The sequence below is a fragment of the Bacillus sp. EB106-06-01-XG163 genome, assembly GCF_058791615.1.
The window spans coordinates 145363-169722 of sequence record NZ_JBYTDS010000006.1; the positions used below are offsets into that span (position 1 = coordinate 145363).

The 24360-nt window shown below is 47.0% G+C and carries 25 protein-coding genes; 7 read left to right on the forward strand and 18 right to left on the reverse strand.

The features are described from left to right. Positions 1-126: 126 nt before the first annotated feature. A complete protein-coding gene (locus AC3WTF_RS09505; protein ID WP_012118361.1) occupies positions 127-1722 on the forward strand; it encodes a PucR family transcriptional regulator in 1596 nt (531 codons plus the stop codon). Positions 1723-2170: 448 nt separating this feature from the next. Here the strand turns inward: AC3WTF_RS09505 and AC3WTF_RS09510 are convergent, their stop codons facing one another. From AC3WTF_RS09510 to allC, 6 genes are all read right to left on the reverse strand, one after another. Beyond that, positions 2171-3301 carry a response regulator aspartate phosphatase gene (locus tag AC3WTF_RS09510; RefSeq protein ID WP_492314249.1) on the reverse strand — a complete coding sequence of 377 codons (1131 nt, stop codon included), beginning with the start codon at positions 3299-3301 and terminating at the stop codon, positions 2171-2173. A 135-nt stretch (positions 3302-3436) separates the two neighbouring features. Beyond that, positions 3437-3616, reverse strand: coding sequence for a hypothetical protein (locus AC3WTF_RS09515; RefSeq protein ID WP_007410112.1), 180 nt, complete (start codon positions 3614-3616; stop codon positions 3437-3439). A 124-nt stretch (positions 3617-3740) separates the two neighbouring features. Then, positions 3741-4874: a hypothetical protein gene (locus AC3WTF_RS09520; RefSeq protein WP_492314243.1), complete on the reverse strand. Its 1134-nt coding sequence runs from the start codon at positions 4872-4874 to the stop codon at positions 3741-3743. Between the two features lie 56 nt (positions 4875-4930). Continuing rightward, positions 4931-6127 (reverse strand): MFS transporter, encoded by a 1197-nt coding sequence (locus tag AC3WTF_RS09525; RefSeq protein ID WP_032869760.1) that lies wholly within the window; start codon positions 6125-6127, stop codon positions 4931-4933. 121 nt (positions 6128-6248) lie between these two features. Beyond that, positions 6249-7460, reverse strand: coding sequence for a pyridoxal-phosphate-dependent aminotransferase family protein (locus tag AC3WTF_RS09530; RefSeq protein WP_197985421.1), 1212 nt, complete (start codon positions 7458-7460; stop codon positions 6249-6251). Between the two features lie 60 nt (positions 7461-7520). Continuing rightward, positions 7521-8762 (reverse strand): allantoate deiminase, encoded by a 1242-nt coding sequence (gene allC, locus AC3WTF_RS09535; protein ID WP_061047100.1) that lies wholly within the window; start codon positions 8760-8762, stop codon positions 7521-7523. Between the two features lie 199 nt (positions 8763-8961). Between allC and AC3WTF_RS09540 the strand changes: the two genes are divergently transcribed. Beyond that, a complete protein-coding gene (locus AC3WTF_RS09540; RefSeq protein ID WP_492314244.1) occupies positions 8962-9831 on the forward strand; it encodes an endonuclease I family protein in 870 nt (289 codons plus the stop codon). 49 nt (positions 9832-9880) lie between these two features. On the opposite strand, the gene AC3WTF_RS09545 is transcribed toward AC3WTF_RS09540, so the two are convergent. After that, the gene (locus AC3WTF_RS09545) at positions 9881-10987 is read right to left on the reverse strand and encodes an ABC transporter ATP-binding protein (RefSeq protein WP_032867113.1); all 1107 of its coding nucleotides are present in this window, start codon (positions 10985-10987) and stop codon (positions 9881-9883) included. 155 nt (positions 10988-11142) lie between these two features. Here AC3WTF_RS09545 and frlR point away from each other — a divergent pair, with 155 nt between their 5' ends. After that, positions 11143-11871 carry a transcriptional regulator FrlR gene (frlR, locus tag AC3WTF_RS09550; protein ID WP_053574106.1) on the forward strand — a complete coding sequence of 243 codons (729 nt, stop codon included), beginning with the start codon at positions 11143-11145 and terminating at the stop codon, positions 11869-11871. 24 nt (positions 11872-11895) lie between these two features. Here frlR and AC3WTF_RS09555 read toward each other — a convergent pair whose 3' ends face one another. From AC3WTF_RS09555 to AC3WTF_RS09575, 5 genes are all read right to left on the reverse strand, one after another. Next, positions 11896-12750 (reverse strand): PfkB family carbohydrate kinase, encoded by an 855-nt coding sequence (locus tag AC3WTF_RS09555; RefSeq protein WP_327966611.1) that lies wholly within the window; start codon positions 12748-12750, stop codon positions 11896-11898. Between the two features lie 13 nt (positions 12751-12763). After that, a complete protein-coding gene (locus AC3WTF_RS09560) occupies positions 12764-13648 on the reverse strand; it encodes a carbohydrate ABC transporter permease (RefSeq protein ID WP_095284433.1) in 885 nt (294 codons plus the stop codon). 3 nt (positions 13649-13651) lie between these two features. Beyond that, a complete protein-coding gene (locus AC3WTF_RS09565; protein WP_012118373.1) occupies positions 13652-14542 on the reverse strand; it encodes a carbohydrate ABC transporter permease in 891 nt (296 codons plus the stop codon). A gap of 24 nt (positions 14543-14566) precedes the next feature. After that, entirely contained in the window at positions 14567-15832 is a 1266-nt protein-coding gene (locus AC3WTF_RS09570) for an ABC transporter substrate-binding protein (RefSeq protein ID WP_032865287.1), read from the reverse strand. 73 nt (positions 15833-15905) lie between these two features. After that, positions 15906-16892, reverse strand: coding sequence for an SIS domain-containing protein (locus AC3WTF_RS09575; protein WP_205164374.1), 987 nt, complete (start codon positions 16890-16892; stop codon positions 15906-15908). 196 nt (positions 16893-17088) lie between these two features. On the opposite strand from AC3WTF_RS09575, the gene AC3WTF_RS09580 reads away from it, so the two are divergent. Then, the gene (locus tag AC3WTF_RS09580; protein ID WP_015240530.1) at positions 17089-18015 is read left to right on the forward strand and encodes a MerR family transcriptional regulator; all 927 of its coding nucleotides are present in this window, start codon (positions 17089-17091) and stop codon (positions 18013-18015) included. A 33-nt stretch (positions 18016-18048) separates the two neighbouring features. On the opposite strand, the gene AC3WTF_RS09585 is transcribed toward AC3WTF_RS09580, so the two are convergent. Genes AC3WTF_RS09585 through AC3WTF_RS09595 form a run of 3 tightly spaced genes read right to left on the reverse strand, consistent with a single transcriptional unit; the run spans position 18049 to position 20103 of the window. Further along, on the reverse strand, positions 18049-18639 hold the full coding sequence (locus tag AC3WTF_RS09585; RefSeq protein WP_007410098.1) for a sporulation delaying protein family toxin: 591 nt from the start codon (positions 18637-18639) through the stop codon (positions 18049-18051). Then, on the reverse strand, positions 18632-19576 hold the full coding sequence (locus tag AC3WTF_RS09590; RefSeq protein ID WP_007410097.1) for a sporulation-delaying protein SdpB family protein: 945 nt from the start codon (positions 19574-19576) through the stop codon (positions 18632-18634). Before AC3WTF_RS09590 ends, AC3WTF_RS09585 begins: the two co-directional genes overlap by 8 nt. Then, positions 19573-20103 (reverse strand): SdpA family antimicrobial peptide system protein, encoded by a 531-nt coding sequence (locus tag AC3WTF_RS09595; protein WP_007410096.1) that lies wholly within the window; start codon positions 20101-20103, stop codon positions 19573-19575. The genes AC3WTF_RS09590 and AC3WTF_RS09595 overlap by 4 nt, the downstream gene beginning before the upstream one ends. A 124-nt stretch (positions 20104-20227) precedes the next feature. Between AC3WTF_RS09595 and AC3WTF_RS09600 the strand changes: the two genes are divergently transcribed. Further along, positions 20228-20500, forward strand: coding sequence for a DUF1648 domain-containing protein (locus AC3WTF_RS09600; RefSeq protein WP_007410095.1), 273 nt, complete (start codon positions 20228-20230; stop codon positions 20498-20500). A 38-nt stretch (positions 20501-20538) separates the two neighbouring features. Here AC3WTF_RS09600 and AC3WTF_RS09605 read toward each other — a convergent pair whose 3' ends face one another. From AC3WTF_RS09605 to AC3WTF_RS09615, 3 genes are all read right to left on the reverse strand, one after another. Beyond that, positions 20539-20913: a nucleotide excision repair endonuclease gene (locus tag AC3WTF_RS09605; RefSeq protein ID WP_007410094.1), complete on the reverse strand. Its 375-nt coding sequence runs from the start codon at positions 20911-20913 to the stop codon at positions 20539-20541. 65 nt (positions 20914-20978) lie between these two features. Then, positions 20979-22094, reverse strand: coding sequence for an NAD(P)/FAD-dependent oxidoreductase (locus AC3WTF_RS09610; RefSeq protein ID WP_032869743.1), 1116 nt, complete (start codon positions 22092-22094; stop codon positions 20979-20981). A gap of 37 nt (positions 22095-22131) precedes the next feature. Then, positions 22132-22833 carry a class I SAM-dependent methyltransferase gene (locus tag AC3WTF_RS09615; RefSeq protein ID WP_020956307.1) on the reverse strand — a complete coding sequence of 234 codons (702 nt, stop codon included), beginning with the start codon at positions 22831-22833 and terminating at the stop codon, positions 22132-22134. 77 nt (positions 22834-22910) lie between these two features. On the opposite strand from AC3WTF_RS09615, the gene AC3WTF_RS09620 reads away from it, so the two are divergent. After that, a complete protein-coding gene (locus AC3WTF_RS09620) occupies positions 22911-23372 on the forward strand; it encodes a DUF2691 family protein (RefSeq protein ID WP_007410091.1) in 462 nt (153 codons plus the stop codon). A 136-nt stretch (positions 23373-23508) separates the two neighbouring features. Continuing rightward, positions 23509-24345, forward strand: coding sequence for a chitosanase (csn, locus tag AC3WTF_RS09625; protein WP_003151879.1), 837 nt, complete (start codon positions 23509-23511; stop codon positions 24343-24345). Positions 24346-24360 lie beyond the last annotated feature (15 nt).

Consider the following 24360-nt stretch of genomic DNA (forward strand, 5'->3'; position numbering starts at 1 on the left):
TGCGGCTATGATTGCCAGTTTACTGCTACTATGATCGTAATACATCAGCAAAACCGCTATAATTTTTGATGATTTTTATTCATATTAACCAATGGTTGTCTTTAGAACCTGAAAGGAGACTGACTGATGAACATTTATGACGTGATGAAGATTCCCGCTTATGAGCGGGCTGCATTAATCGCAGGCAAATCCGGCGGCTGGAGGGAGGTGCAGCACGTCAACATGATGGATGCGCCGGACATCGCTGATTTTTTACATAAAAACGAATTGCTCGTCACCACGGCTTACCACTTGAAGGACCGCCCGCAGCTGTTGAAAGATTTGATCCGCCTCATGGCAAAACGGGGCTGCGCGGGACTGGGGATCAAAACGAAGCGTTATCTTAATGTCATTCCGAAAGATGCCGCGGAGCTTGCCGACCGGTATGAATTTCCGATTATTGAGCTGCCGGAAGACATCAGGCTGGGAGATATCGTCAACGCCACACTGAGCCATATTCTTGATATGCGTTCAAATGAGCTCCAGCAGGCCATTTACGCCCATAAAAAATTCACAAACCACATCATGAGCGGCAAAGGGCTGCAATCCCTGCTTAAGAAGCTCTCAGACATTCTCCGGCTTCCCGTGCTGCTTTTGGATCAGCATACAAAACTCTTATCATCGTCCCACCGCATACCCATTGACACGTCTTTATTGAAAAACATCTGTTATTCCCTTTCCGGGCCTTATTTCACCTGCTTTTCCATGCTGTCCGACAGAAAGGCGTATTCTGTCCTGCCGATTCTGAATGTTGAAAAAAACTGCGGTTATCTGGTGATACCGGAGCTGGTGCAGACCGCTGATAAAGGCATGATTTTGACTATTGAACAGGCGGCTAACGTCATTTCCTTTGAACTGCTGAAAGAAAATGCCGTCAAACAATTCAGCAGACGGGCGCGCAATGAATTTTTCAGCAATTTCATCGACCGCTCGTTTACCGGCCATGAAGAAATCAAAAGCCGCGCCAAAGAATTCCGGCTCCGCTGGGATCAGAAATACATGTGCATTTGCGGAAAGCTTGACCGAAATGAGAAAACGATCAGCTTTACCGAAAATCAGCTCGTTTCCGATCATGTATTTGATCTGCTTGAAGGGGAGCTGTCATCCTTCCCGTTTCCCCCTCATCTCTTTATTAAAGGAAATGTCGGTATTCTTTTAATTGAAGCGACAGACAGCTGGAATGAAATGCACGCGTCTGTCATCAGCTTTTTGGAGCAGTTTCAAAAGCAGGTCCGGACGCAATTTAAACGGACTGTCTCCTTCGGCATCTCAAACATATGCCAAAAGCTGATCGACGTCCCTGACGCTTTTACTGAAGCTTCAGACGCCATTTCATCCGGGCATTTGTCCAGAAGCGCGGAGTTTATTCAAATCTATCATGCCAAAGACGTGCCGGAGCTGCTCCGCCTGCTTCCGGCGGAAGATGTGAAGAAATTTTACCAAGCCACCCTCCAAAGCCTGGCCGACCGGCAAAAGGAGGACCAGAGCCTGCTTCATACGCTGTCTGTTTATCTGGAGACCCACTGCCAGATTTCAGAAACGGCTAAGCGCCTGTACGTCCATCGAAATACGGTGATCTATCGTTTAGAAAAATGCGAGGAACTGCTCGGCAAAAGCTTAAAAGATCCGGAGACGACGATGCGCCTGCGGCTCGCGCTGAGAATGCAGCGGCTGATCGGTTAAGAAATCGTTAGAGACAGGGATGCGGGGTGTTCTCCCGCATCCTATTTAAGGGGAATTCATTCAGCTAAATCCTCAAAATGCTGCCATCAACATCTGCTTTCAGTGATGTCATCAGCCGTTAGTTATGATTTTCAGCAGACTCTAATCTAAACTAAAAAAGCCTTTCCCGAAGAAAAGACGTAAGCTGTTCAAGTTTGAAGACGATCAGAAGCAGTTTGAAAGGTAGCATGTGTTTGTTTTTCCACTGTGTTTACACCCAATCCGCATATCAAAGATAACGACAGACCCAAAATAATGAAGATGCTTTTTTTCATACAGGCACTCTCCTTCTTAGGTTTGATTACGATCAGACGAAACTTGATAAGATACATCAAATGAAACAGCCGATGTTGCTAGACCGATCCCTGACATTAAAACGACAGCCGACACAATGATAAATACGCCTTTTCTAAAATTCATACAGGCATTCTCCCCTCTGAATTTGTTTTTGCGTTTGAATCATTTTTTGATGATAAAAATAAGATTTGTCATATTGCTTTGACTCTGCATAAACAGCAGCCGTATCAAGAGCAATATCTTCTACATACGAATAGTTTTTATGTTTCTCAAGGTAATCAATTGTTTTTTTGATTCCTATTTGGTCTATTGCATTAATATATAAAGCCTCCAAATATTTTTGCAGAGATTCAAACAGCTTATCTCCTTGAAATATCGCTGATGAAAGTCCCTTTTTGCTGATTTGAATCGCCTCGCTTGTTTTCCCTTGTTTAAATAGAAGTTTTGCGTATGTAAACAAGGAATGCGGAAGGTTACCCAATTTATACTTTTCAGATATCTCCGCTGCTTTTTTTAAGTAGATTTCAGCTTTATTGTATTCTTCTAAGTCTCCGTAATTCTTTCCTATGTTGTAATAAGCAGAACTGAGCAGCCTTTCATTATTGTTTACTTGTTTCGACAACTCTAAAGCTTTTTCTAAATGCGGCAAGCTTTTTTCATAACGTTTAAAGTCTACATAGTTCCCTGATACGACAAATAGACATTGAATTTTCCGGACCTTATACAACTCATACTGATCGTAAATATCGAGCGCTTGCTTTACGTGATGCATAGAGACGTGGCTTTGTTTCATACCGTAATATGCTTCAGCCAGTTTAAAATGAAACTCCGCTCTCTCAATTTCATCATGCACATGAATGAGTTGTTTTTCAGCCTCTCTATAAAAGCCGATCGCCTTTACATACTGCTTTTGATCAAATTCATACATGCCGCGGAAAAATAAAGAATAATAGCACAGCAGGCCGGAAATTCCTTTATTTGATGCTTCGATTTTTTCCAGCAGCTCGTCAATTGTCGGTCTCACGCGGGTAGTCACCGGTTCTAAATAATCCAGCATAAGCTGATGGCGGAATTTCATGAGGGTGTAGTAAATCAGTAGATACTCGTCTTCTTCCATCTCATTTATTTCTTGTTCCACTTCCGCTTTCAAAATCTCCGCATCCGGAACACTGAACTGACGTATCATTTTGTACCATTCATTAATCTTAACGCCAACCTCCGATGATGGTAAAACAGAACTCACAAGGCCACTCCTCCTTTTATATAATATTCTAACATTTCCAAAATTATGTATGTCCGCAATAAAACCGCAAAATTTCATTCGTCTTGATCATAAATCTTGGTTTGAGTTTTAAGTCTACAACAAAAAAAGCAGTCCCTATGCAGCCTGCTTTTTTTTGAGAAATTTATCTAAGATGAACATAAATAATGTGAATAACAGAGACATTATCAACATGTCTAGTATAGTTACATTAGAATTTTCTTTTACTAAGAAGAACCAGAGAAGTTGTAAAACGAAAGAAATCACAAAATACAATATGTACCTGATACTATTCATGTCAATCCATCCCTTCGCTTATCTTAATGCCCTTTACAGGGTAACCTGAACCATGCTGGAATCTCCCGGTAATGCTGAGTATAATATATGCAGATATAACTGGAGCTGATCTAATCACCTCAACTTATTTTAAAATTTCAAAACGTGCAATTTCCCACTCTTTGTTTGCTTTTAGCGGGATTGTTTTTAGCTTTTTGCCTGATTTCAAATCATAAGACGTGATGTCTCCAAGCTTCTTATCGCGCTGGATATCAAAGTTTTTGAGTAAAACATACATCTCTCTGTCAGTGAATTGAACATCATTCATTAATTTGTTATCATCCCCAGCATAAAAATCAAAAGATTTTTTCTTAACCATTTTTTTATCAAACACCTGCAGCTTTCCATCAAAAGAAACAGCTAAGATGCTATCTTTTAATATTTTCAATTTTACAGGATGAAACCCTTTCTCCATCTCGACTTCTTTTTTTACCTTAAGAGTCTCTCTGTCTATTAATATGAGCTTAGAATTCTCTTTCTCATTCACGTTATCATTAACTGCCAGTACAAATGTATTTTCATCTAGAGCTTGGAATGCATCCTTTTCATCCATGAAGTATATCCCTTTATTCGGTATGGATGCCTTGTTCTCTTGCTTATTTGTCTCTGGGTTAATTGAAAGGATGGACATACTTTCTTCATCACTTGAAATGACATAAATTTTATTTTTGGCGACGATTGCTGATCCAAGTTCTCCGTCAAGCTTTATTTGTTTCTTGTTTTTTCGGCTGTTCCCCTTCCAATATACCAGTTCACTTTCCAGCCCTTTGTCTGTATATCCAACGTTAATGTCATGGATGATATAACCGTCAGAACTATTTATAAAGAAAGTACCTTCATCTTCAGTTGTTTTTGACAAACTCTTTTCATTGATTTTGTTTATTGTTCCGGTTTTATTGTCTATCATCAAGTGATTATTGCTTCTATTTGATGAGAAGAACGTATCGTTTTTGTTATATGAAGACATCGTGAAATTTATACCATCTTTCAATTCCAAGCTATCCATTTTAGCACCATCTTCACCGTAAACCCCAATCTCACTTCCCCTATCTAAAGTGTTAGAAAAACCAACAATAAATTTTGCATTGTCAATATCCTTTAATACAGTCTTTTGATTGCTGCTTCTTTCCTCTTTTTCATTCCCAGTTTGGATGAGACAGCAAGAGGTTGTGACGATCAGTATGCAAATGAAAATAAACAGGGTTTTAAGTCTACTCATTTTTTTCCTCCCTATGAGATAGCAAAAAGCCTCCGGATACCCGGAGGCTTTTGATTCTATCCTTGCTGCGTGAACGGCCGGGTCTGTGTCTTTTTGCCCCAGCCAAGCGCGGCCAGAAAACTGATGGCGAGAATGGCCGCTCCCAGCATATACGGAAATTCCATATTTACGTCAAAGAGAAAACCGGCGGCTGACGGTCCGGCGATATTCGCTAAGCTGATGAATGAGGTGTTCATCCCGCCGGCAAACCCCTGCTGGTCACCGGCGAGCTTCGACAGCATCGTGTTAACCGCCGGCCGGAGCAGCGATGTCAGCGTCAGGAAAAAGATTGCCGCGGCAAAAACGGCCCAATATGAACCCGCAAACCGGCACCACACAAGTCCTGCAGCAGCCCCGATCAACGTCACGTTAATCACGCGTTTTTCCCCGAACTTGCGGACGAGATAACTGACGCCGACCGCCTGCACAAACACGCCGATGAGACCCGCAGCCGTAATAATAAAGGCAATATCAGAGGCTTTAAATCCGTGTTTATGGTCAACGTAAAGACCGAAAACGGATTCAAAGTTCATAATTCCGAAGTTCAGCACAAAAACCAGAATCAGCATAAACGCGAACGGCGATTTGAGCGCGCGTGACATTTGCTTAAACAGATGCTCACGTTTTTCCGTTTTTGCCCGGGCTTCCAGCTGCTTTTCACGTCCCAGCGTTTCGGGCAGAAAGAAAAATGAAAGCACACTTGAAAAGCAGGCAAGACTTGCAGACACGATGAACGGCACAGACATGCCATAATGAACCAAATAGCCTCCGACACCGGGCCCGATGACGACACCAAGCGTCATCGCCGCGCTGAACAGCCCCATTCCTTTCCCGCGTTCTTCTTCGGTCGTAATATCCGCAATGTAAGCGAACATTGACGGCATTAAAAACGCCGCGCCCATTCCGCCCAAAAGGCGGGATGCGAACAATTGCCACAGGCTTCCGGCAAAAGCGAAGATCAATTGCGACACGGCAAAGGCGGCGATGCCGAAAATAATCAGTTTCCGCCGTCCGTATTTGTCGGTTATTTCCCCGGCAATAGGCGCAAATAAAAGCTGTGTAAGCCCCGCCGCCGCAACAAGCAGACCCATCGTGCTCCCCGTCGCTCCGAATTCGGTAATATATGCGGGCATAATCGGAATAATCAATCCGATTCCAAGCATCGCAATAAACATATTCAGCATTAAAATTGACAATCGGCCCATGTACGCCATGATTTCTTACCTTCTCCCCAGACAAACAGATGATCGTTCCATATTTGTCATTTTTTATACCATTCAGTATAACGGGGAAAAGGGAAAAAAGTCCAGATGATTTCAATCTCGTTTTCATGTCTCATGACAGCACACCGGTTTCAGCCGGCAGATCATATATGTTAAGGGCCGCCTGCAGCGCTTCCCCGGCTTTAACGGCAACTCCGTGTCTGATCAGAACCGCTTCAAGTCCGGCCAGCACAAACAGCACATTTTCCTTTCTGCAGCTGTAGCCCATCGTTCCGATTCTCCAAATTTTCCCCTGCAGCGGACCGAATGAGCTGGCGATTTCAATTCCGAATTGAGACAAAAGCATACTTCTGATCGATTCGCCGTCTGCTTCCGGCGGAATCTTCACGCATGTGACGACAGGCAGCTTCGCCTCCGGATCGCCGAATAAATCAAGGCCCATCGCTGCAAGTCCCGCCGTAAGCGCTTTTTCATGACGCCGATGCCTGCGGAACCGTTCTTCAAGTCCTTCTTCCAGGACAAGGCGCACACCCTCCCGCAGCGCATAAAGCATTGCTGTCGCTTCTGTATGGTGATTCAGCCTTCTTTCACTCCAATAATCTTCGAGCTGGCTCAGATCAAAATAGTTGCTCGTAACCGGCCGATGACCGGACAGCCTTTTGCCGTCGGCTGCCGTCGCAATGCCCCGTTCTACCTTTTTACGCGCGGCAATGACAGCTGCCGTCCGGTCATTATAAGTAATCGGAGCCATTCCCGAGGGGACCGACAGGCATTTTTGCGTTCCCCCGATGACTGCGTCAATCTTCCATTCATCCGTTTTTACGGCGCAGCCTCCGATCGTGGCCACGGCATCCACGATAAAGAGTGCGTCTTGGGCGCGGCACGCTTCCCCGATTTCTTTCAGCGGGTGAATCCGCCCCGTTGATGTTTCTCCGTGCACCATAGCGACGATTTTCGGGGAAATCTTTTTCATCTCGCTGATAATCTCTTCAGGCCGGAAGACCGTTCCCCATTCACACTCGATCGTATGAACGTCCGCTCCGTACCGCTCGGCGATTTCAGTCAGCAGGTATCCGAAGCGTCCGTATATCGGAACGAGCACGCTGTCGCCCGGCTCTATCACACTTGCGAGAACAGCCTCAATCCCCGCTCTTGATGTACCGTCAATCGGATAGGCCCAGCGGTTTTCCGTTTGAAACAATTCACGGAGCATTTGCATCGTTTCGTTCATGATGCCGGTAAATGCCGGGTCAAACTGGCCGATGATCGGAGCGCCCATCGCCCTCAGCACTCTCGGTTCAGCTTCTGTCGGTCCCGGTGTCATAATGGTTCTTTGCGGAATGCACAATTCTTTTCTGGTCGGCACGCCGATTCCCCCTTTACGTTAATAGGCAAGTTTATGTAATACATTCGCCAGCGTAAGGACGCCGGTTTCAAGCTGATGTGCGGGTGTGAATTCAAGCGGCGAGTGGCTGATCCCGCCACGGCTCGGTACAAACAGCATGCAGGCCGGAAAGGTTCTGCCGAGCATCTGGGCGTCATGTCCCGCTCCGCTTACGATTTTCTCCGGGTCCGCCCCTTGTTCTTTTGCAGCCTCCGCTGCGGTTCGCGTCAGTGTCTGATTCATTTGAACCGGCTCTATCCTCATATATTCATCAATAACGGGCCTGACTCCTTTGCTGCGGCTGATGTTTTCAACAATCGACACCAGTTTCTGATGGAAGGCTGCCAGCACGTCTTCCTCCGGGTGGCGAATATCAACGGAAAACTGGATACGGCCCGGAATGACATTCGCCATATTCGGTTCAACCGTCATTTTCCCGCACGTCAGGCGGAGCTCTTCCGGCTGTCTTTCCGCTGAGAGCATGAGTTCATGGATGATGCTGCTTCCCGCCGCGAGCGGATCTTTCCGCCATTTCATCGAAGTGGTGCCGGCATGGTTGCATTCACCGTCAAGCGTAACGGTATAGCGTCTCTGTCCGGCAATCCCGGTGACAATCCCGATATCCCTTCCCGATCGTTCAAGCGTTTGCCCCTGTTCAATATGAATTTCCAGAAAGGCTTTGATATCTGTGCGCAGCGGTGCTGGATAACGGCCTGCACCGAAGCCGTTCTGCCGCATGGCTTCTTTCAGAGAAATGCCGGACGCGTCTTTCGGCGTTTCCGCATCTGAAAGCGAGAAAGCACCGGTGATATTGCCTGAGCCCCAATAGGTGATGGGAAAACGGCTCCCTTCCTCTTCACAGAGCGACACAGCCTCCAGCGTTTTTTTCGGACGCCCGCACGTCTCATGCAAATGCCGGATCGCCAGCATGCCCGCCAGCACGCCGAACGCACCGTCATATTTGCCGCCGTCAATAACGGTGTCAATATGCGACCCGGTCAGAATCACCTCATCAGGTGATTCTGTGCCGCTCAGCCGGCCGAACACGTTACCGACATCGTCAAATGCCGTTTCCAGCCCGAACGCCTCCATTTTCTTTTTGACGGCAAGCTGGGCGTCCATCCATTCTTTCGTATATAAAAGCCTCGTCACTCCGCCGGAAGCGGAAGCGCCGAATTGAGACAGCCATTGTATGTCATCGGAAATCCCGATATTCGCCGACGAAAGCTGCTGATGTTCCATACACGCCCTCCTTTTAAACTGAAAAACTGACAAGATGATCTTCATTATAGAAGGAGCGCATAACGAGTTCATTATCATATCCTCTAAAAAATCAATGATTTTCCGGATACTTTGACCAATAAGCCGAAGGAACCATTTTTCAAAAAAGATAGAATATTAGATTTATTTTTTGGATAATAGAGGTAAAGGAGGGCAAGTCATGACAAAAAAACTTTGGTTTCTGCCGATTGTCTGCCTGTTTTTCATTTTTGGATGGGCCGCGCCGTCAGCCTCTGCGGGCGCGCCGGCTGACATGAATCTGTACAGCCGGATGGCGGTTTCAACTGCCGGCGGCACAACTCTTTTTCCGCAAACTGCCTCAGCTGTCATCACTCCGTCTGCGGATACGGACACATATTACAAAGAAGCTTCCGGAAAAAGCGGAACGGCCTTAAAGAGCGCCCTGCACCGCATCATCAGCGGACATACAAAGCTGTCTTACAGCCAAGTATGGAATGCATTGAAGGAAACTGACGAAGATCCGGCAAACCCGAACAATGTCATCTTGCTCTACACCCAGGAATCACGGGCCAAAAGTAAAAACGGCGGCAGCGCCGGGGACTGGAACCGTGAACACGTGTGGGCAAAGTCACACGGAAACTTCGGAACAGCTGCCGGCCCCGGGACGGACATTCATCATCTGCGCCCTGCAGACGTCCAGGTGAACAGTGCCAGAGGAAACATGGATTTTGATAACGGCGGCTCAGAATACCCGAAAGCGCCGGGCAATTATTACGACGGTGATTCCTGGGAGCCGCGCGATGAGGTTAAAGGAGATGTCGCCCGCATGCTGTTTTACATGGCGGTGCGTTATGAAGGAGACGACGGGTATCCTGACCTTGAGCTGAATGATAAAACCGGAAACGGCTCAGCTCCTTACATGGGAAAACTGTCCGTTTTGCTCAAATGGAATCAACAAGACCCCGTCGACAGTAAGGAAAAACGGCGGAACGAAATCATTTACGAAGACTATCAGCATAACCGCAATCCGTTTATCGACCATCCGGAATGGGCGGATGAAATCTGGTAATCGTATCATAAGAAGTGATAAGGGAGCCCCGATCATCAGGCTCCCTTTTTCAATATACGGCGTTTTCAGTGTCGGCATCAAAAAAGACGGCCCGGTTCATATTGACCGCAAGCAGAATGGCATCGCCGGGTTTCACCTGTGAAGCGCCGTCAAGACGGATCGTCATGCGGTCATCTCCGCTCACCGCATGAACGTACATCTCCGCGCCTAAGTTTTCACATACTTCCGCCACAGCGCGGCACACCGCTTCAGGCGGGTGCTCTGATTGTCCGGCAAGCGTCAAATGCTCCGGACGCAGCCCCGCAATCATCTCCTTACCGCTGTATCCTTTCTGCACAAGAACGGCCGCTTTTTCTTTCGGAATGGGCAGACGAACGGACGAACCGGCAAAATACCATTGCCCGTGACTTTCTTCAATGACGCCTTTTATAAAATTCATACTCGGAGAACCGATAAAACCCGCCACAAACAGATTCGCCGGATAATGATAAATCTCATGGGGGCTTGCGGCCTGCTGAATATCTCCTTCATTCATCACGACAATCCGGTCGCCCATTGTCATCGCTTCCGTCTGATCATGCGTCACATAAACGATGGTCGCTTTCAAACGCTGATGGAGCTTGCTGATTTCGGCGCGCATCGTCACTCGCAATTTCGCGTCTAAGTTGGAAAGCGGCTCGTCCATCAGAAACACTTTCGGCTCCCGCACGATCGACCGGCCGAGCGCAACCCGCTGCCGCTGTCCGCCTGAAAGAGCCTTCGGTTTCCGCTTGAGCAGATGCCCGATTTCCAAAATATCAGCGGCAGTCCGGACTCGCTCTGCGATTTCTTTTTTCGGCAGCTTTCTGAGCTTCAAACCGAACGCCATATTATCAAACACCGTCATGTGGGGATACAGCGCGTAATTCTGAAAAACCATCGCGATATCGCGATCCTTCGGGGGCAGATCGTTCACCGCGTCTCCATCGATATAAAGCTTCCCTTCAGAAATGCTCTCCAGTCCGGCAATCATTCTGAGTGTCGTAGATTTGCCGCAGCCGGAGGGACCGACTAGCACCAGCAGCTCCTCATCTTTTACATCTAAGTGAAAATCCTTCACTGCCGCCGATTGGGCGCCGTATGTTTTTTTGATATGGTCAAATGTTAATGATGCCATTCGAAACCTCCTCCAATACTGGAAACCGCCACATCTTTCTGTTATGTTAAAAATGTTCGGGGTTTCTGACAGATTCATAAATGAAAAGCAAATTTGTATTATAACGTCATAATACATATAATAGTACTACTACTTGACAAAGGAGGTCCGTCCCATTGTTAAATAACGGGAGCTCGAAACCTTTATATATTCAGCTGAAACAAATTATCGCGGACGATATCAAGAAGGGCGTTTATTCGCCGTCCGTAAAACTGCCGACTGAAAATGAGCTGTGCGAAACGTACAACGTCAGCCGCATAACGGTCAGGAAGGCCATCCTTGATCTTGTGGAAGAAGGCTGGCTCGTCCGGCAGCAGGGAAAGGGAACGTTCGTTAAAAGCCCTAAACTGAAACGGGAGCTCATCGCGGTCAACGGCTACTCTGAATTTATGGAATCAACGGGGAAAAAACCGAAACATCAGATCCTTTCCCATGAAATCATTGAAGCGCCTAAATCCATCGCCCAAAAACTTCGCGTCGCTTCCGAAAGTCCCGTTCTTGAATTAAAACGCATTTTATTTCACGACGACCAGCCGCTCTCATTCGAAATCGCCCACTATCCGCTCAGTTTATTTCCCGACATCGGCAAGCATATTAAAGGAGGCGTGTCGATGCATGACATTTTGAAACAGCACTATCAAGTGGTGCCCACCCATAATACGAAGCTGTTAAATGTCGTATACGCCAAGCAGGAAGAAAGCCGCTATCTGGCTTGTGATATCGGGGATGCACTTTTTGAAATTGACAAAACCGCATTTATGTCAAAAGACAAGCCGATATACAGCTCGCTGTTTTTAATGCATACCGACCGCGTTACGTTTACCATTAACAGTCCCTATGCGTAACAAGTATAAAAAACGAGACAATGCTTATCGTATTCTCGTTTTTTCACTGCTTTTCCCGCCGCCCGGCCTGTAGGGATGCCCGTAACCGAACGCTCCGAACCCTTCGCATGTTTTGGCAGCCGTCCCGGCGGCTGCAGTAAGCGCTCGCCGAATATCCTGATGCTCGAAGAAATCGGTAAGAAACCCGGCGATAAAAGAATCACCCGCGCCCAATGTATCTATTATATCAGCTCTTACCACCGGCTGATGATAGACGCGTCCCCCATCCGATAACACCGCGCCATATTCCCCCCTTGTCAGACAGACGATTTTCGCTCCGAAACCGCAGGCTTTTTCGGCAAGCCGCATACATTCACTTTCACTCAAATCACTCCCGGAAAAAAACGCATACGTCACGTACGGACAGACCGCTTCTAAATAGGCTTCGTCACGTTTTACAGAGAAGTCAAAGGAAATCGGCACATGGCCGCTCAGCATCGGAAGATCACGTTCTATCCTGCTGTATACGCTCGTATGCAGCAAATCATGTCCGGCGATAAATGAGATGTCATTATCCTGAAAAGCGAGCGTCAGACGCGATTGCACGCCGCCTTTATTTGATCCGGCAAATATCCTGTCCCCTCTTTCATCAAGCGTGACGACCGCCATCCCGTTTTCGCCGTATGCCCGGCGGATCAGATCGGCATTCACCTTTTCCAGTTTCAGCACATTCAATACGTGATCCGCCGCTTCATCACTGCCGAGAATCCCGATATAAGAAGTTTCGTGGCCTAAGCGCCGGGCAAGCACGGCTACGTTTAACGCATTTCCGCCCGGGTAAAACGTCTCCTGATCCTGATAATAATCTACTACATTATCTCCGGCCGCTATCAGTTTCATCTTTTCATCCTCCTTATCCTTTCACGCTTCCCGCAGCAATGCCGCGGATAAAATATCTCTGCATCAATAAAAACAGCGCTATGATCGGAGCAGCAGAAATCGTCAGCCCGGCCAGCAGCACGCCCCAATCCGTCTGCAGCGCATCTCTGAACTGCATCAGCCCGGCCGGAATCGTCCGTAAATTTTCATCATCGATAAAAATAATCGCAAACATAAACTCATTCCATGTATGGTAAGCCGTCAAAATGCCTGATGTCACCAGAATCGGCACGCTCATAGGTAAGAATATTCTGAAAAATATCCCGAAACTTGTACATCCATCCAGATAGGCAGCTTCCTCAAGCTCTTTGGAAATCGACAAAAAATAGGAACGGATCAGAATCACGGTAAACGGAATACGGTAGGCGGCGTACGGAAGAATCAATGCCCAATACGTATTGTACAGTCCCAATGACTGGATAATAGAGTACAGCGGCACAAGACTGACCTGCGGCGTCAGCATCAAGCCGCCAAGACAAATGATCAGCACAAACCCTTTTCCTTTAAATTGAAAACGGGCAAGCCCGTATGCCGCCCAGGCGCTCACAAATACGGTGATGAGACAAGTCAGCACGGTCACAATGACGCTGTTCATAAAATAAGCGGAAATCCCTTGATTCCATGCGGATACGAAGTTTTCGGGATGCCAGACAGAGGGCAGCGACCAGCTGTGCTCAAAAATCTCATCCGAGCTTTTAAAGGCGCTGACCGCCATCCATAACAGCGGATAAGCAACGGCAATGAGGTAGATAATGAGAAACAGCCACACAGACGTTTCCCCGACATACCATTTTCTCGGTTTTCCGCCTGTTCTGACGGCCTGACGGGCATGACGCAAGTCCGTCTTTTCAGGAAGCATCGGCTACTCCTCCTTTCCGGTCTTAAAGAATTTCATCTGAATAAGCGACAGAGCAAGCGTCAGCAAAAGCACCACCGTCGCGATCGCAGAAGCGTAGCCCATCATATCCTTTGTAAAAGCGCTCTTATACAAAAATGTGCTCAGCACTTCTGAAGCATTGCCCGGCCCTCCGCCGGTCAGAATATACGGTTCATTAAATACGGTAAATGCGCCGGTCAGCGTCATCACCACAGCAACAAACGACATTTCTTTCGTCTGCGGCACCGTAATGTGAAAAAACTGCTGGATTTTTCCGGCTCCGTCCAGCTGCGCCGATTCATATAATTCAGCAGGAATGCTCTGAATCGAGACAATGTACAGCATGGCGATGTAACCGACAGACTGCCATTGAGACACAAAAATGACAGAAAGCATAGCGGTGTTTTCATCGCCCAGCCACGCCCGGGTCAGTTCATCAAGTCCGACGGCTTCCAGCAGCTGATTCAAAAGCCCGATTTCCGGGTTATAAATAAAATCAAACAACAGCGCAATGACGGTCATGGAAATGACGACCGGAAGAAAAAAGACCGTGCGGAAAAACGGCGACCATTTTCTTACCAATCTGTCTTCCAGCACGGCCGCCAGAATTAAGCCGCCGCCAACCTGGCAAATCAGCGATATGACCGCATACAGCACATTGTTGCGGAGCGCTGTAAAAAATACGGGATCGTGAAACAGGTCAATATAATTTTTCAAACCGATAAACGTCTTTTCGGGTTGAAATGAGCTCCATTCAAACAGACTGAAAAACACATTCTCAATAATCGGAATGTAAACGAACAGCAGAAAAATCAGCGCGGGCGCGAGAAACAGATACGGAATGAAACGTTTTCGGCTGACCAAGGAAATCCTCATCTCCTTTCTCCAAAGAAATCTGTTCTATTCAGATGACGCTTTGACTTGACGCGCCGCTTTCTGCACGGAATTCATCACCTCGCGCGGTGTCATTGTGCCGCCGAGCATCTGCTGAACGCCTGCCGCATACACATCGGCGATTTCAACGTCAACATCCATATCAAACCACGGCACCATTGTTTCGGCGCGGACGATATCCTGCACGGCTTCACGCTGGATCGGGGTGGAATTGTTTTCTGTCGCCGTTCCCTGAACCGCGCTGTATTTACCGACGTCTTTTATCAGCTTCTCTCCCATTTTTTTCGAGGTTAAAAACTGAAGAAATTCCATGGCTTCTTTCGGGTGCTTCGTTTTTGAGGAAATCATAAATCCTTCCGGAGATCCGGTCAGTGCACGGGGAGATCCCTTTTCGCCGCTGATTTTCGGGAAAGGAAACAAGCCCAGATTGACCGGTTCGACGAGCTTAATTTCTGCCGTTTCCGCATAAATCATCGCCGCTTTGCCGCTCGTAAACTGCTGGCGCACGTATTCGTGATCAACGGAGTTCACGTGCTTTGTAAAGTACGGCAGAAGTTCCTGAAGCTTTTCAAGCGCTTTGACATAGCCTTCGTCCGTAAACTCCCCGGTTTCCGGGCTGTAATCCTTCGCCCGCGTTTTTTCATCCACCATACGCTGGTTCAGCGTCCCGATATAATGAGAAATGGTCCAAGGCGCTTTTGTTCCGAAACTGATCGGAATATATCCGTTCTCTTTCAATTTCTCAGAGACTGTGATCAGTTCATCCCATGTCGCCGGGGGCTTCAAATGTAATGAATTAAAAATGTCCTTATTATAAAAGAATGATTTAGCGTCCATTTGCCACGGAACACCGTACTGTTTTCCGTCATGCGTAAAAGGTTTGATTTGTGACTGCACAAGCTGTGAGGACCAATCTTTATCCTGCTGATAGTAAGACGACAGATCGAGGGCTTTATCTCCTTTGATGAATTTATAAGCAAACCGGTCGCTCCATGAAAAGAAAATATCAGGGGGGCTCGTTGTTCCGAGCATGACTTTCACCTTGTCTTTATAAGAATCGTTTAAGACCGCTTCCGTTTGGATATGAATATCCGGATGAGCGGCTTCAAATTCTTTGACCGCTTCTTCAAAATAGCTTTTTTCCGGCTCCTTCGGCCACCTGTGAAAAAACTTCAGAGTCACTTTTCCGTCAGAGGAACTGCTTTGGCTTGAACAGGCGGCGGCTGACAGACATACGGCTAACAGAACGAACAGGCAGATGAGCTTTTTCAGATGCTTTTCCTCCTTTGTCACCGGACTATAACGTTATATATCATTATAGTCCGGTGAAATATAATGCGCGTTCTTAATATTCGACTTTCCACATGTAACGCCGCTGGCTTAACGGATGGTTCCTTGCTTCCGCCAGCGCATCCGCATAGCTTCTGAGCACCCGGTTTAATACGAGAGGAGCCAGATAGCCTTTTACAGAATCGTCAATTCCGGAAAAATCATATGCTGCCGCATCAAGCACAGTCAGTTTTTTGCCGTATCTTTTTGAGAAGGAAAGCGCCCGCTCTTCAAGGGGTCTTGTTTCGTCTAAGCCGAGCAGGATAATAAATGGAACGGATTCATCAATGATTTCGAACGGTCCGTGAAAATATTCTCCGGCATGAATGGCGTGGGAATGAATCCATTGCATTTCCATGAGAATGCAGATGCTGTAGGAGTAAGCGACGCCGTAGTTCGCACCGCTTGCCATCGTGTAAACGATATCTTCTTTTTCGTGGGCTTTCGCGAATGCCTTTGCGTGATCCGCTTCTTGTTTAAGCGCTTTGTCATATACGGTCTGGAGCTTATTGAGTCCGTCGATCGCCGGCTCAAACGCGGGATGGTTTTCCAGCACGTGTAAAGCGCCGAACACGATTTGATACAGAACCCCGTAATTCGTATTTATCGCCTGTGCATTCTCACCCCAGTCATACACCGCGACATATTCGGCTTCTTTCGCTAGCGGCGAATCAGGCTCAAAGGTCATCGCAATCGTAAGCGCGCCTTTTTTTCTGGCGAAACCGGCGGCTTTCACCGTTTCCGGCGTATTGCCTGACTGAGAACATAAAATCACGAGAGAGTTCTCTCCGAGCTGAACGGGATTGCGCTGAATAAATTCATTTGAACTGTAGAGATCAGAGCTGATGGCTTTCGCCTCTCTGTCAAACACGTACTTGCTCGGATACATAATGGCTGAAGAACCCCCGCAAGCGACGAAAAAGACGTGGTCAATCGTTTTTCCTTTCAGATCATCCAAGAAAGCCTGAACTTTGTGATTCACTTGTGCGGCAGTTTGACTCAAATCCTTCACTCCTCAGTGTTTTATTATATAACGTTATATAACATTATATAACGTTATATTAATCGCAACAAAGGTGCGTTGTCAATCATATTTTCTGAAATTTCTAAAATATAAAATAAACCCGTCTTATTTCCCGCCCTCTCTTGACCTGACCCTTAGAGACACGTTTAGAATGAAAAACAGGGAGTGATTCAGAATGAATATAAAAGAAGCCGCAAGGCAGACGGGTCTCACGAAAAAAGCCATCAAATATTATGAGCAGGAAGGTTTAATCACCATCAGCAAAAACCCTGTTAACGGATACCGTGAGTATTCCGCTCAGAACGTGAATACGCTGAAAATGATTGCCGCCCTCCGAATGCTGGCACTGTCTGTAAGCGATATTAAAGCGTTCCTCTTAGAGGGCAGCAGTCTGCATGATATACTGCGCCGGCAGCATCAAAAGCTCAGCCGGCAGATTGAAGAGCTTGAGCAGGAACGGAAACTGACTGAAATGCTGATCAAGCGCGTGGAAGATGCGGAAAATGTCGATTCAATTCTGCATGATATCGGCGAGGTCAAAATAGATGAACCGAAGTATATGGGACTTCAGCTGAAAAAACTGTTCCCGGGAGATTTCGGAGAATTTATCGCCGCGCTGTTTGAACCGTTCCTCGACTTTTCTATTGATACAGATGAGAAAAAAACGATATGGGCGGAGCTTATTAAAGTATTGGATGATATGGAAGAAGTTCCGGCTGCACACCCGATGATGCAGCTGGTCGGCAAGGAGGATCCGGCTCAGCTTCAGCAGCACAAAGTCCAGCATGACCAATTTATCGAGCGGATTTTGGAGAGAGACCCCGCCACTTGGGACACTCATAAAAACATCATCATTCAGCTTGTGAAAAGAGTGCAGACAGATGAAGAATACAGGGAAGGCCTGATCAAGGTCGGAGAATCCGCTTCTGATCTGCCCGCGCTGAAGGCGGGATCGCCTTTCAGCAATCTTCTTCAAAAGCTCAGCCCGAAATATGACACGTACGTGCGACTTCAGCTTGAACTGAAAAAAGAAGCCGACGAGGAACTCGGCTTTGATTCAGAAGCATATTTAAAACAGATGCTTCAATCAAAAAAACGCTAAGGTTCGTTTCCTTAGCGTTTTCTTTCTTCAGCCTCAGTGCTGCGCGTTAATGCGGTCAACGACATTAGCGATGAGCTGCTCTTTTCCTAAGTCGGAATCTTCGTCAACGCTTGCTACTGTCAAAATGATGGCCGCTACCGCAAGAGCGATCGTCTCAATGGCGGCCGCCGCGTTTAAAAATACCCATACAGCCGTTGCGCATTGGCCGATGGCCGTTGATTTTCCTTTGTCCATGCTCTTTTTGTCAAACTCTTCTTTCAGCACTTTCGCCATAATCTGCGAACCTTGATCAATGACGCTGTTCACTTTCTCATAATCGCCGCTGTAGACCGCCGCTTTCAACTCTTTAAAATAATCCGGCGATGACTTTTTAATATCAGCGATCACCTGATCGGAAACTTGCTTTAATTCATCCTGATCAATCTTTTTGACAGCCTTGGTATCCCATACTTCAGGAAGGAGTTTTGCGACCTCACCTTGTCCGAAAAAGATGCCGGAAAAAATGTCTTCACCCGAATAAGAGACCGACGGCTCAGTTTTCGCCGCGGCATGCGGGCCGACTAATGCGACCATTAAAACAAACACCAGCATCATGGCAGCTGCGGACTTCTTGCTTTTAACCAAATAGTTTCCTCCTTTTCCTTTTATTGAAAAAATTGTATCTGATAAAAAGGGGATTGTAATGGTTCAAAGCTACTGTTTTCTCTGCCGGCACCAAAAACAGGACCAAAATACCAGCCACCGTAATGGAAAACGAGGTAAGCCCCAGCATAACGGCAAAGATTTCGTGCATAAAAATGGAGATAAACAATATCAGACGCCAATATGTTTTCGGAGCGAACAAAGCGCAGAACATAATGGTTTGCACAATGAGCGTGCCCCAAGTCGGGATGACGACAAGCTTGGACTGCAGGATAAAGTCAAACAGACCGTGAAGCGCATCCGGCAGACCCAGCATCGGATCGTTCAAATAGTAATAAACGGCGGTTCCGTTCTGCCACTCTTCTTCCATCAGTTTGGCAATGACAGAGTTAAAGTACAGCATCGCGACCTGTATTCTGATGATTGTCAGTGTCGCCCAGCATAAGGAGCGGTAATAAGGCTCAAGCGGTCTTTTCTCAAAAGACGCCTCGTACGGAGACCAGTGCCATTTCCGCGGATCGGTTAATGTCAGCGGGAGCAGCAGCAGTGTAAAAACGGCAGCCACCTGATCTCCTCCGTCAAGGGTAACGGCGGAGTTTTGGAAGCTGTACGAAATCCACCAGTGAAAAAAACCGGTGATTCGCGGCCGCCAGCCAATGACGACAAGGATTAACATACAGATACAAACGGCTTTGACGATCTCAATGTAACGGAAATCGGGAAACAGCAGAAACAGGCTGAACGTGTCGGAAAAACTGAGCATTTGATTTTGCGTTTTGAAGAAGACAGACGCCGGATTAAACAGCAATGTCAGCAGCGTGCCGAGCGCGATTAAGCTTCTGGCAAGCCCGTACACATTTGTCCAAGGCGGATTCTTCATCATCCATAAGGTGAGCTGCTTTTTTGCATCCTGAATCAATTGACATCCACTCCGATGTATTTTTGGATGGTTCTTTTCGTTTCGGTATGCTGGCTCCATGCCCATGGGGTAATGCGTTCATATGTAATGATCATTTTCCCTTTCAGCCTTGGGGAGGGAGACTCATTTTTCATTTTCAAAAATGTGGTATCCTTAATGTCTTGGCCAGTCGTGAAGTCGTTCCACTTCTCTTTGGAAGGCAGCTTTTCCAGCATAAGGCCGAGCTCTATCCCTTGCGTCCGGCCGTAGCGGTTTAAGCCGATGACATTTTTCAGAGAATTATTCGGCCATCTGAGCTCCTCATCGGCATCAAGAAGATAGATATTCAAGCTGTCTTCTCTCGGATCTTTACTGAAAAATCCCCAGCTTTGCGGATAAATCATGGAAACGGTTTTGGATTGATGCTTGGTTAATTGGATGGCGGAGCTTGGCAGTGCCGCGATGACGGTAAAAAACAAAACGATGATCCAGGCGGCCATGATAAAAAGAAAGAATGAAAACATGCTGGTTTGCTTCTTGTCAGTCAATTGAAACCCTCCTAGCGTATGGAAATTTCATTGACATGATTATACACCAATCAACAGGTAAAATATTGATAAATTAGATTTTTCGGACTAATATACTATTATATGTAAAAAAGGGAGTGTTCATATGTTTTTGATGAATGATAAAGTGCTGTGGGGAGCTGTAGTTCTCGCCTTTATTCTGTCGATTGTGTTTTATCCGTTTCTTCCTGCTGATATGGCCATTCACTATGACGTGTCGAACCGTCCGAATACATCAATCAATAAAACGGCCGGCGTCCTGATTTTTCCCGTGCTCATGATGATCTGCATGTTATTCAGAAAAAAGGTCGTCCAGCTATTCCTCGTCGTTTACTGTCTGCTGATCGTGCATATTGCCGTGATGTGGCTGGCACTGTAAACATAAAGAAAACCGGAGCCCTTAAGCTCCGGTTTTTCTTATTTATAAAATACTTTCTCAATGTTGTATTTCGACTGAAGGGTATTGATCGCGTACGTTTCGTAAATCTCCCTTTCCATCGGATCATTTACGACACATACTTCAATTTTATACACTTCGTCCCTGTGATGTTTAACAGGCGACACATTGTCTTCAAAATGCTTTTTGATTCTTTGTCTTAATTTACGGGCTTTCCCGACAAACAGCAGCTCATCATGAATGTTATAAAACATAAAGATGCCGCCTTTGTCTCTCGGAATTTGGTGAAAATCAATGAAACCGTAAATCGCTTTAATCGCCGGTTCATTCTCCGACGGTGACTGCTGCCGTTCCGTAATGGTTACATCAGGAGCAGGAAGGTTTATTTTTATCAAATGGGTCACGTCCTCTTATTCATTAAAGCTCCATCCTATCATAAGAATGCGCCAAAAGCTATTTTTTATTCAAGCGCCCCGGCCGGATCATAAAGGCTCAAATCAATTTCCGTCTGCTGCCCGAGCGCGAGTTTCGCCAGTTCAGCCCCCAGATACGGCCCGCTCGTCAGCCCTGAGGCGCCCAGCCCGTTGGCAACGAGGAGTCCGCTGATATTCGGCACTTTGCCGATGACGGGAAGAAAACCGGGAGTAAACGGTCTGAAACCGACTCTTGTCTCTATCACAGTACTGTCTGAAAGCCCCGGCGCCACGGTTAATGCTTTGTCAAAAATCTCGCGGAGCCCGCCGGCCGTCACCCGCAAATCCATGCCGGTATCGTTTTCATGAGTCGCGCCCGCTATGATTCTGCCGCTGTCAAAGGCGAGAATGTATTGATCGTTTGGGGGCATGACGACGGGCCAGCCGCCCGTATCCTCTCCTTGAAGCTCTAAATGAACGATCTGTGCCTTTTGGTATGATACTGAAAAACGGATGCCGAGCGGCTCAAGCAGCTCTCTCGCCCAAGCGCCGGCCGTTACGAGAACCTGGTCGGCAGTAAGCGTGCGTTCTGCGGTTTTCACACCGATGACGGCACCATCCTCTGTCAATATTGACGCTTCTTCATTGTAAACAGCCGCGCCGTGCTTAACGGCCGCGTTTAACAGCGCCTTACGAAGCGCCCTCCCGTTCACCCGGGCCGCGCCGCTGACATGAACCGCCCCGTATTCCTCCGACAGCGCGGGGAACAGCGCCTTCGTTTCTTCCGGAGTCAGTCTTGTAATGTCACCGATTTCAGGGGCGTCCTCTCTTCTTTTATAAGCTCTTTCCTCCATTTGGCTGAGCTTTTTTTCATCCGTATGGAGGCTGACGGCACCGACCTTTTGATAACCGGTGTCCGTTTCTCCGTCAGCTTCAAGCTGCTGTATCAATTGGTTATAATAGCGGGCTCCGCCTTTTGCGATCGCATACCATGCCTGATTGCGGCGCTGTGACAGCCACGGGCAGACGATCCCCGCCGCGGCGTCAGTCGCCTGCCCCGGGTGCTTCCGGTCAATGACCGTTACATCCGCCCCGGCCTTTGCGAGATGATAAGCCGCGGACGCACCGAGAATGCCGGCCCCGATAATCAAATAAGACTTCATGTATAACACCTTTTCTATCTGTTTTGTCTTATTTATTTTAACAAATGGAGCGCCCGGTTCCTACTGGAGTCCTGACAGCAATGATGAGTTTCGAAAACGGAAACGTATAATAAAAGGAATACGTTCTTGTCTGAAAGCCGTTTTCCTCAAGAATCTCTCTGTATTGTGATGTATTTTTTATATCTGACACGGCCAAAATGCCGCCAGGCTTCAGCACCCTCACCATTTCCGCAATCGCCCGTTCCCTCTTTTTTCTGCCTGAAATGTTGTGTACGACAAAATGCGAAATGACAAGATCAAACGTCTCATCAGGAAACGGCATGTCTTGCGCCAGTCCGTCATACAAATCAATTTCCGGCGCTCTTTCAGCCTGTCTGTTCTTTTCAAATGCGTCTCTTCCGTTTCCGACCAGGTCCCAGCTTGACCATTTGTCAATCGCTGAGACGTCAGCGCCTTTTTGAGCCGCGGCGATGGCTAATAGCCCCCGCCCCGTACCGACATCAAGCACCTTCATGTCCGGCTTTAAACCGGATAGCGCAAGAATGCGATGGCGGTGTAAAAGTTTAATGGCCGTTGAATACAAGAGCATCCAAAGACCGAGCAATAAAAACAAGGTGCCCGTCAGCCAGCCCCAGTAAGGAGGAATCATGCCGTATAACGTGCCTGCGGCATAAAGGAGCGCAATAAAGATAAATCCAAACGCTCCATAAGGCGCATCAATTCCGTATCGTGTTGTCATAACACCCACCCCTTTCAATATTTATCCAAATGGTATACCATATTATTCTAGCAAAAGCCAAAAGGAGATACGACCATATGAAACGCGGCATTACTTTTGACATCCCAAATCAATTCGGACGGTTTGCGGCAGATATATTACAACCGTTCCCCATCTCTTCCTATACGTGGTTTATCGGTGATGGAGAGGCGTATACGGAATTCAAAGAAGACACCGATACAGACCTGTTTCCGCAAAATCAGCGCATCATTCAGGGTCAAGAACTCCGTCAGCGTCTGGAAGGAAACCCTTATTATATGATTTTTGCTGAATTGAAAGCTTTCCCGGGCGGGATGGTAACGGAAATCAATACGTACGAGGAGTATTTGGAGAGTTCCTGTGAACTTGTGCTTCTCATCGCAGATTGCTCGTATGTAACGTTATATTGCAAAGATCCGGATATGCTCGAAGCCCTTTATCAGCAGGCTGTACAATGCGGATTTCTCCGCGTTGACTATGTTACAGATGAGAATGACGCGAGAACGGGATTGTCTGTCTGATGAAGGTGCGTTCTTTTTATGAAGCGCCTGATAGGGCTTAGGATTCAAAATATTGACAAATTCGTGTGTTTTCAACAAAAAAACAACCCCCTCATGTATACTGAGTGCGTAACTTACATATGAAAGGGGTATGGCAATGAAAATCAGCTTGAAGAAAAAAGCAGGTTTTTGGAAGAAGACGGCGGTTTCGTCACTTATTTTCACCATGTTTTTTACCCTGATGATGAGCGGTACGGTTTTTGCGGCCGGGCTGAATAAGGATCAGAAGCGCCGGGCGGAACAGCTGACCAGCATTTTTGAAAACGGAAAGACGGAAATCCAATACGGATATGTTGAAGCGTTGGATGACGGAAGAGGTTACACTTGCGGGCGGGCCGGCTTTACGACGGCTACCGGAGATGCGCTGGAAGTAGTCGAAGTATACACGAAAGCGGTGCCGAATAACAAATTGAAAAAGTATTTGCCTGAATTGCGTCGCCTTGCGAAGGACGAAAGCGATGACATCAGCAATCTGAAAGGATTCGCTTCTGCCTGGCGCTCACTTGGCAATGATAAAGCCTTCCGCGCTGCCCAGGATAAGGTAAATGACAGCTTGTATTATCAGCCGGCGATGAAGCGTTCAGAAAATGCCGGACTGAAAACGGCCTTGGCCAAAGCGGTGATGTACGATACGGTGATTCAGCATGGCGACGGCGATGATCCAGACTCCTTTTATGCCCTGATTAAACGCACGAACAAAAAAATGGGCGGGTCACCGAAAGACGGTACTGACGAGAAGAAATGGCTCAATAAATTCTTGGATGTGCGCTATGACGATCTGATGAATCCGTCAGATGAGGACACCCAGGACGAATGGAGAGAATCGGTTGCCCGTGTCGACGTTTTCCGCGATATTGTCAAAGAGAAGAACTACAATTTAAACGGCCCGATTCATGTCCGGTCAAGCGAATACGGAAATTTCACTATTCAATAAACAAAAAAACCCCGC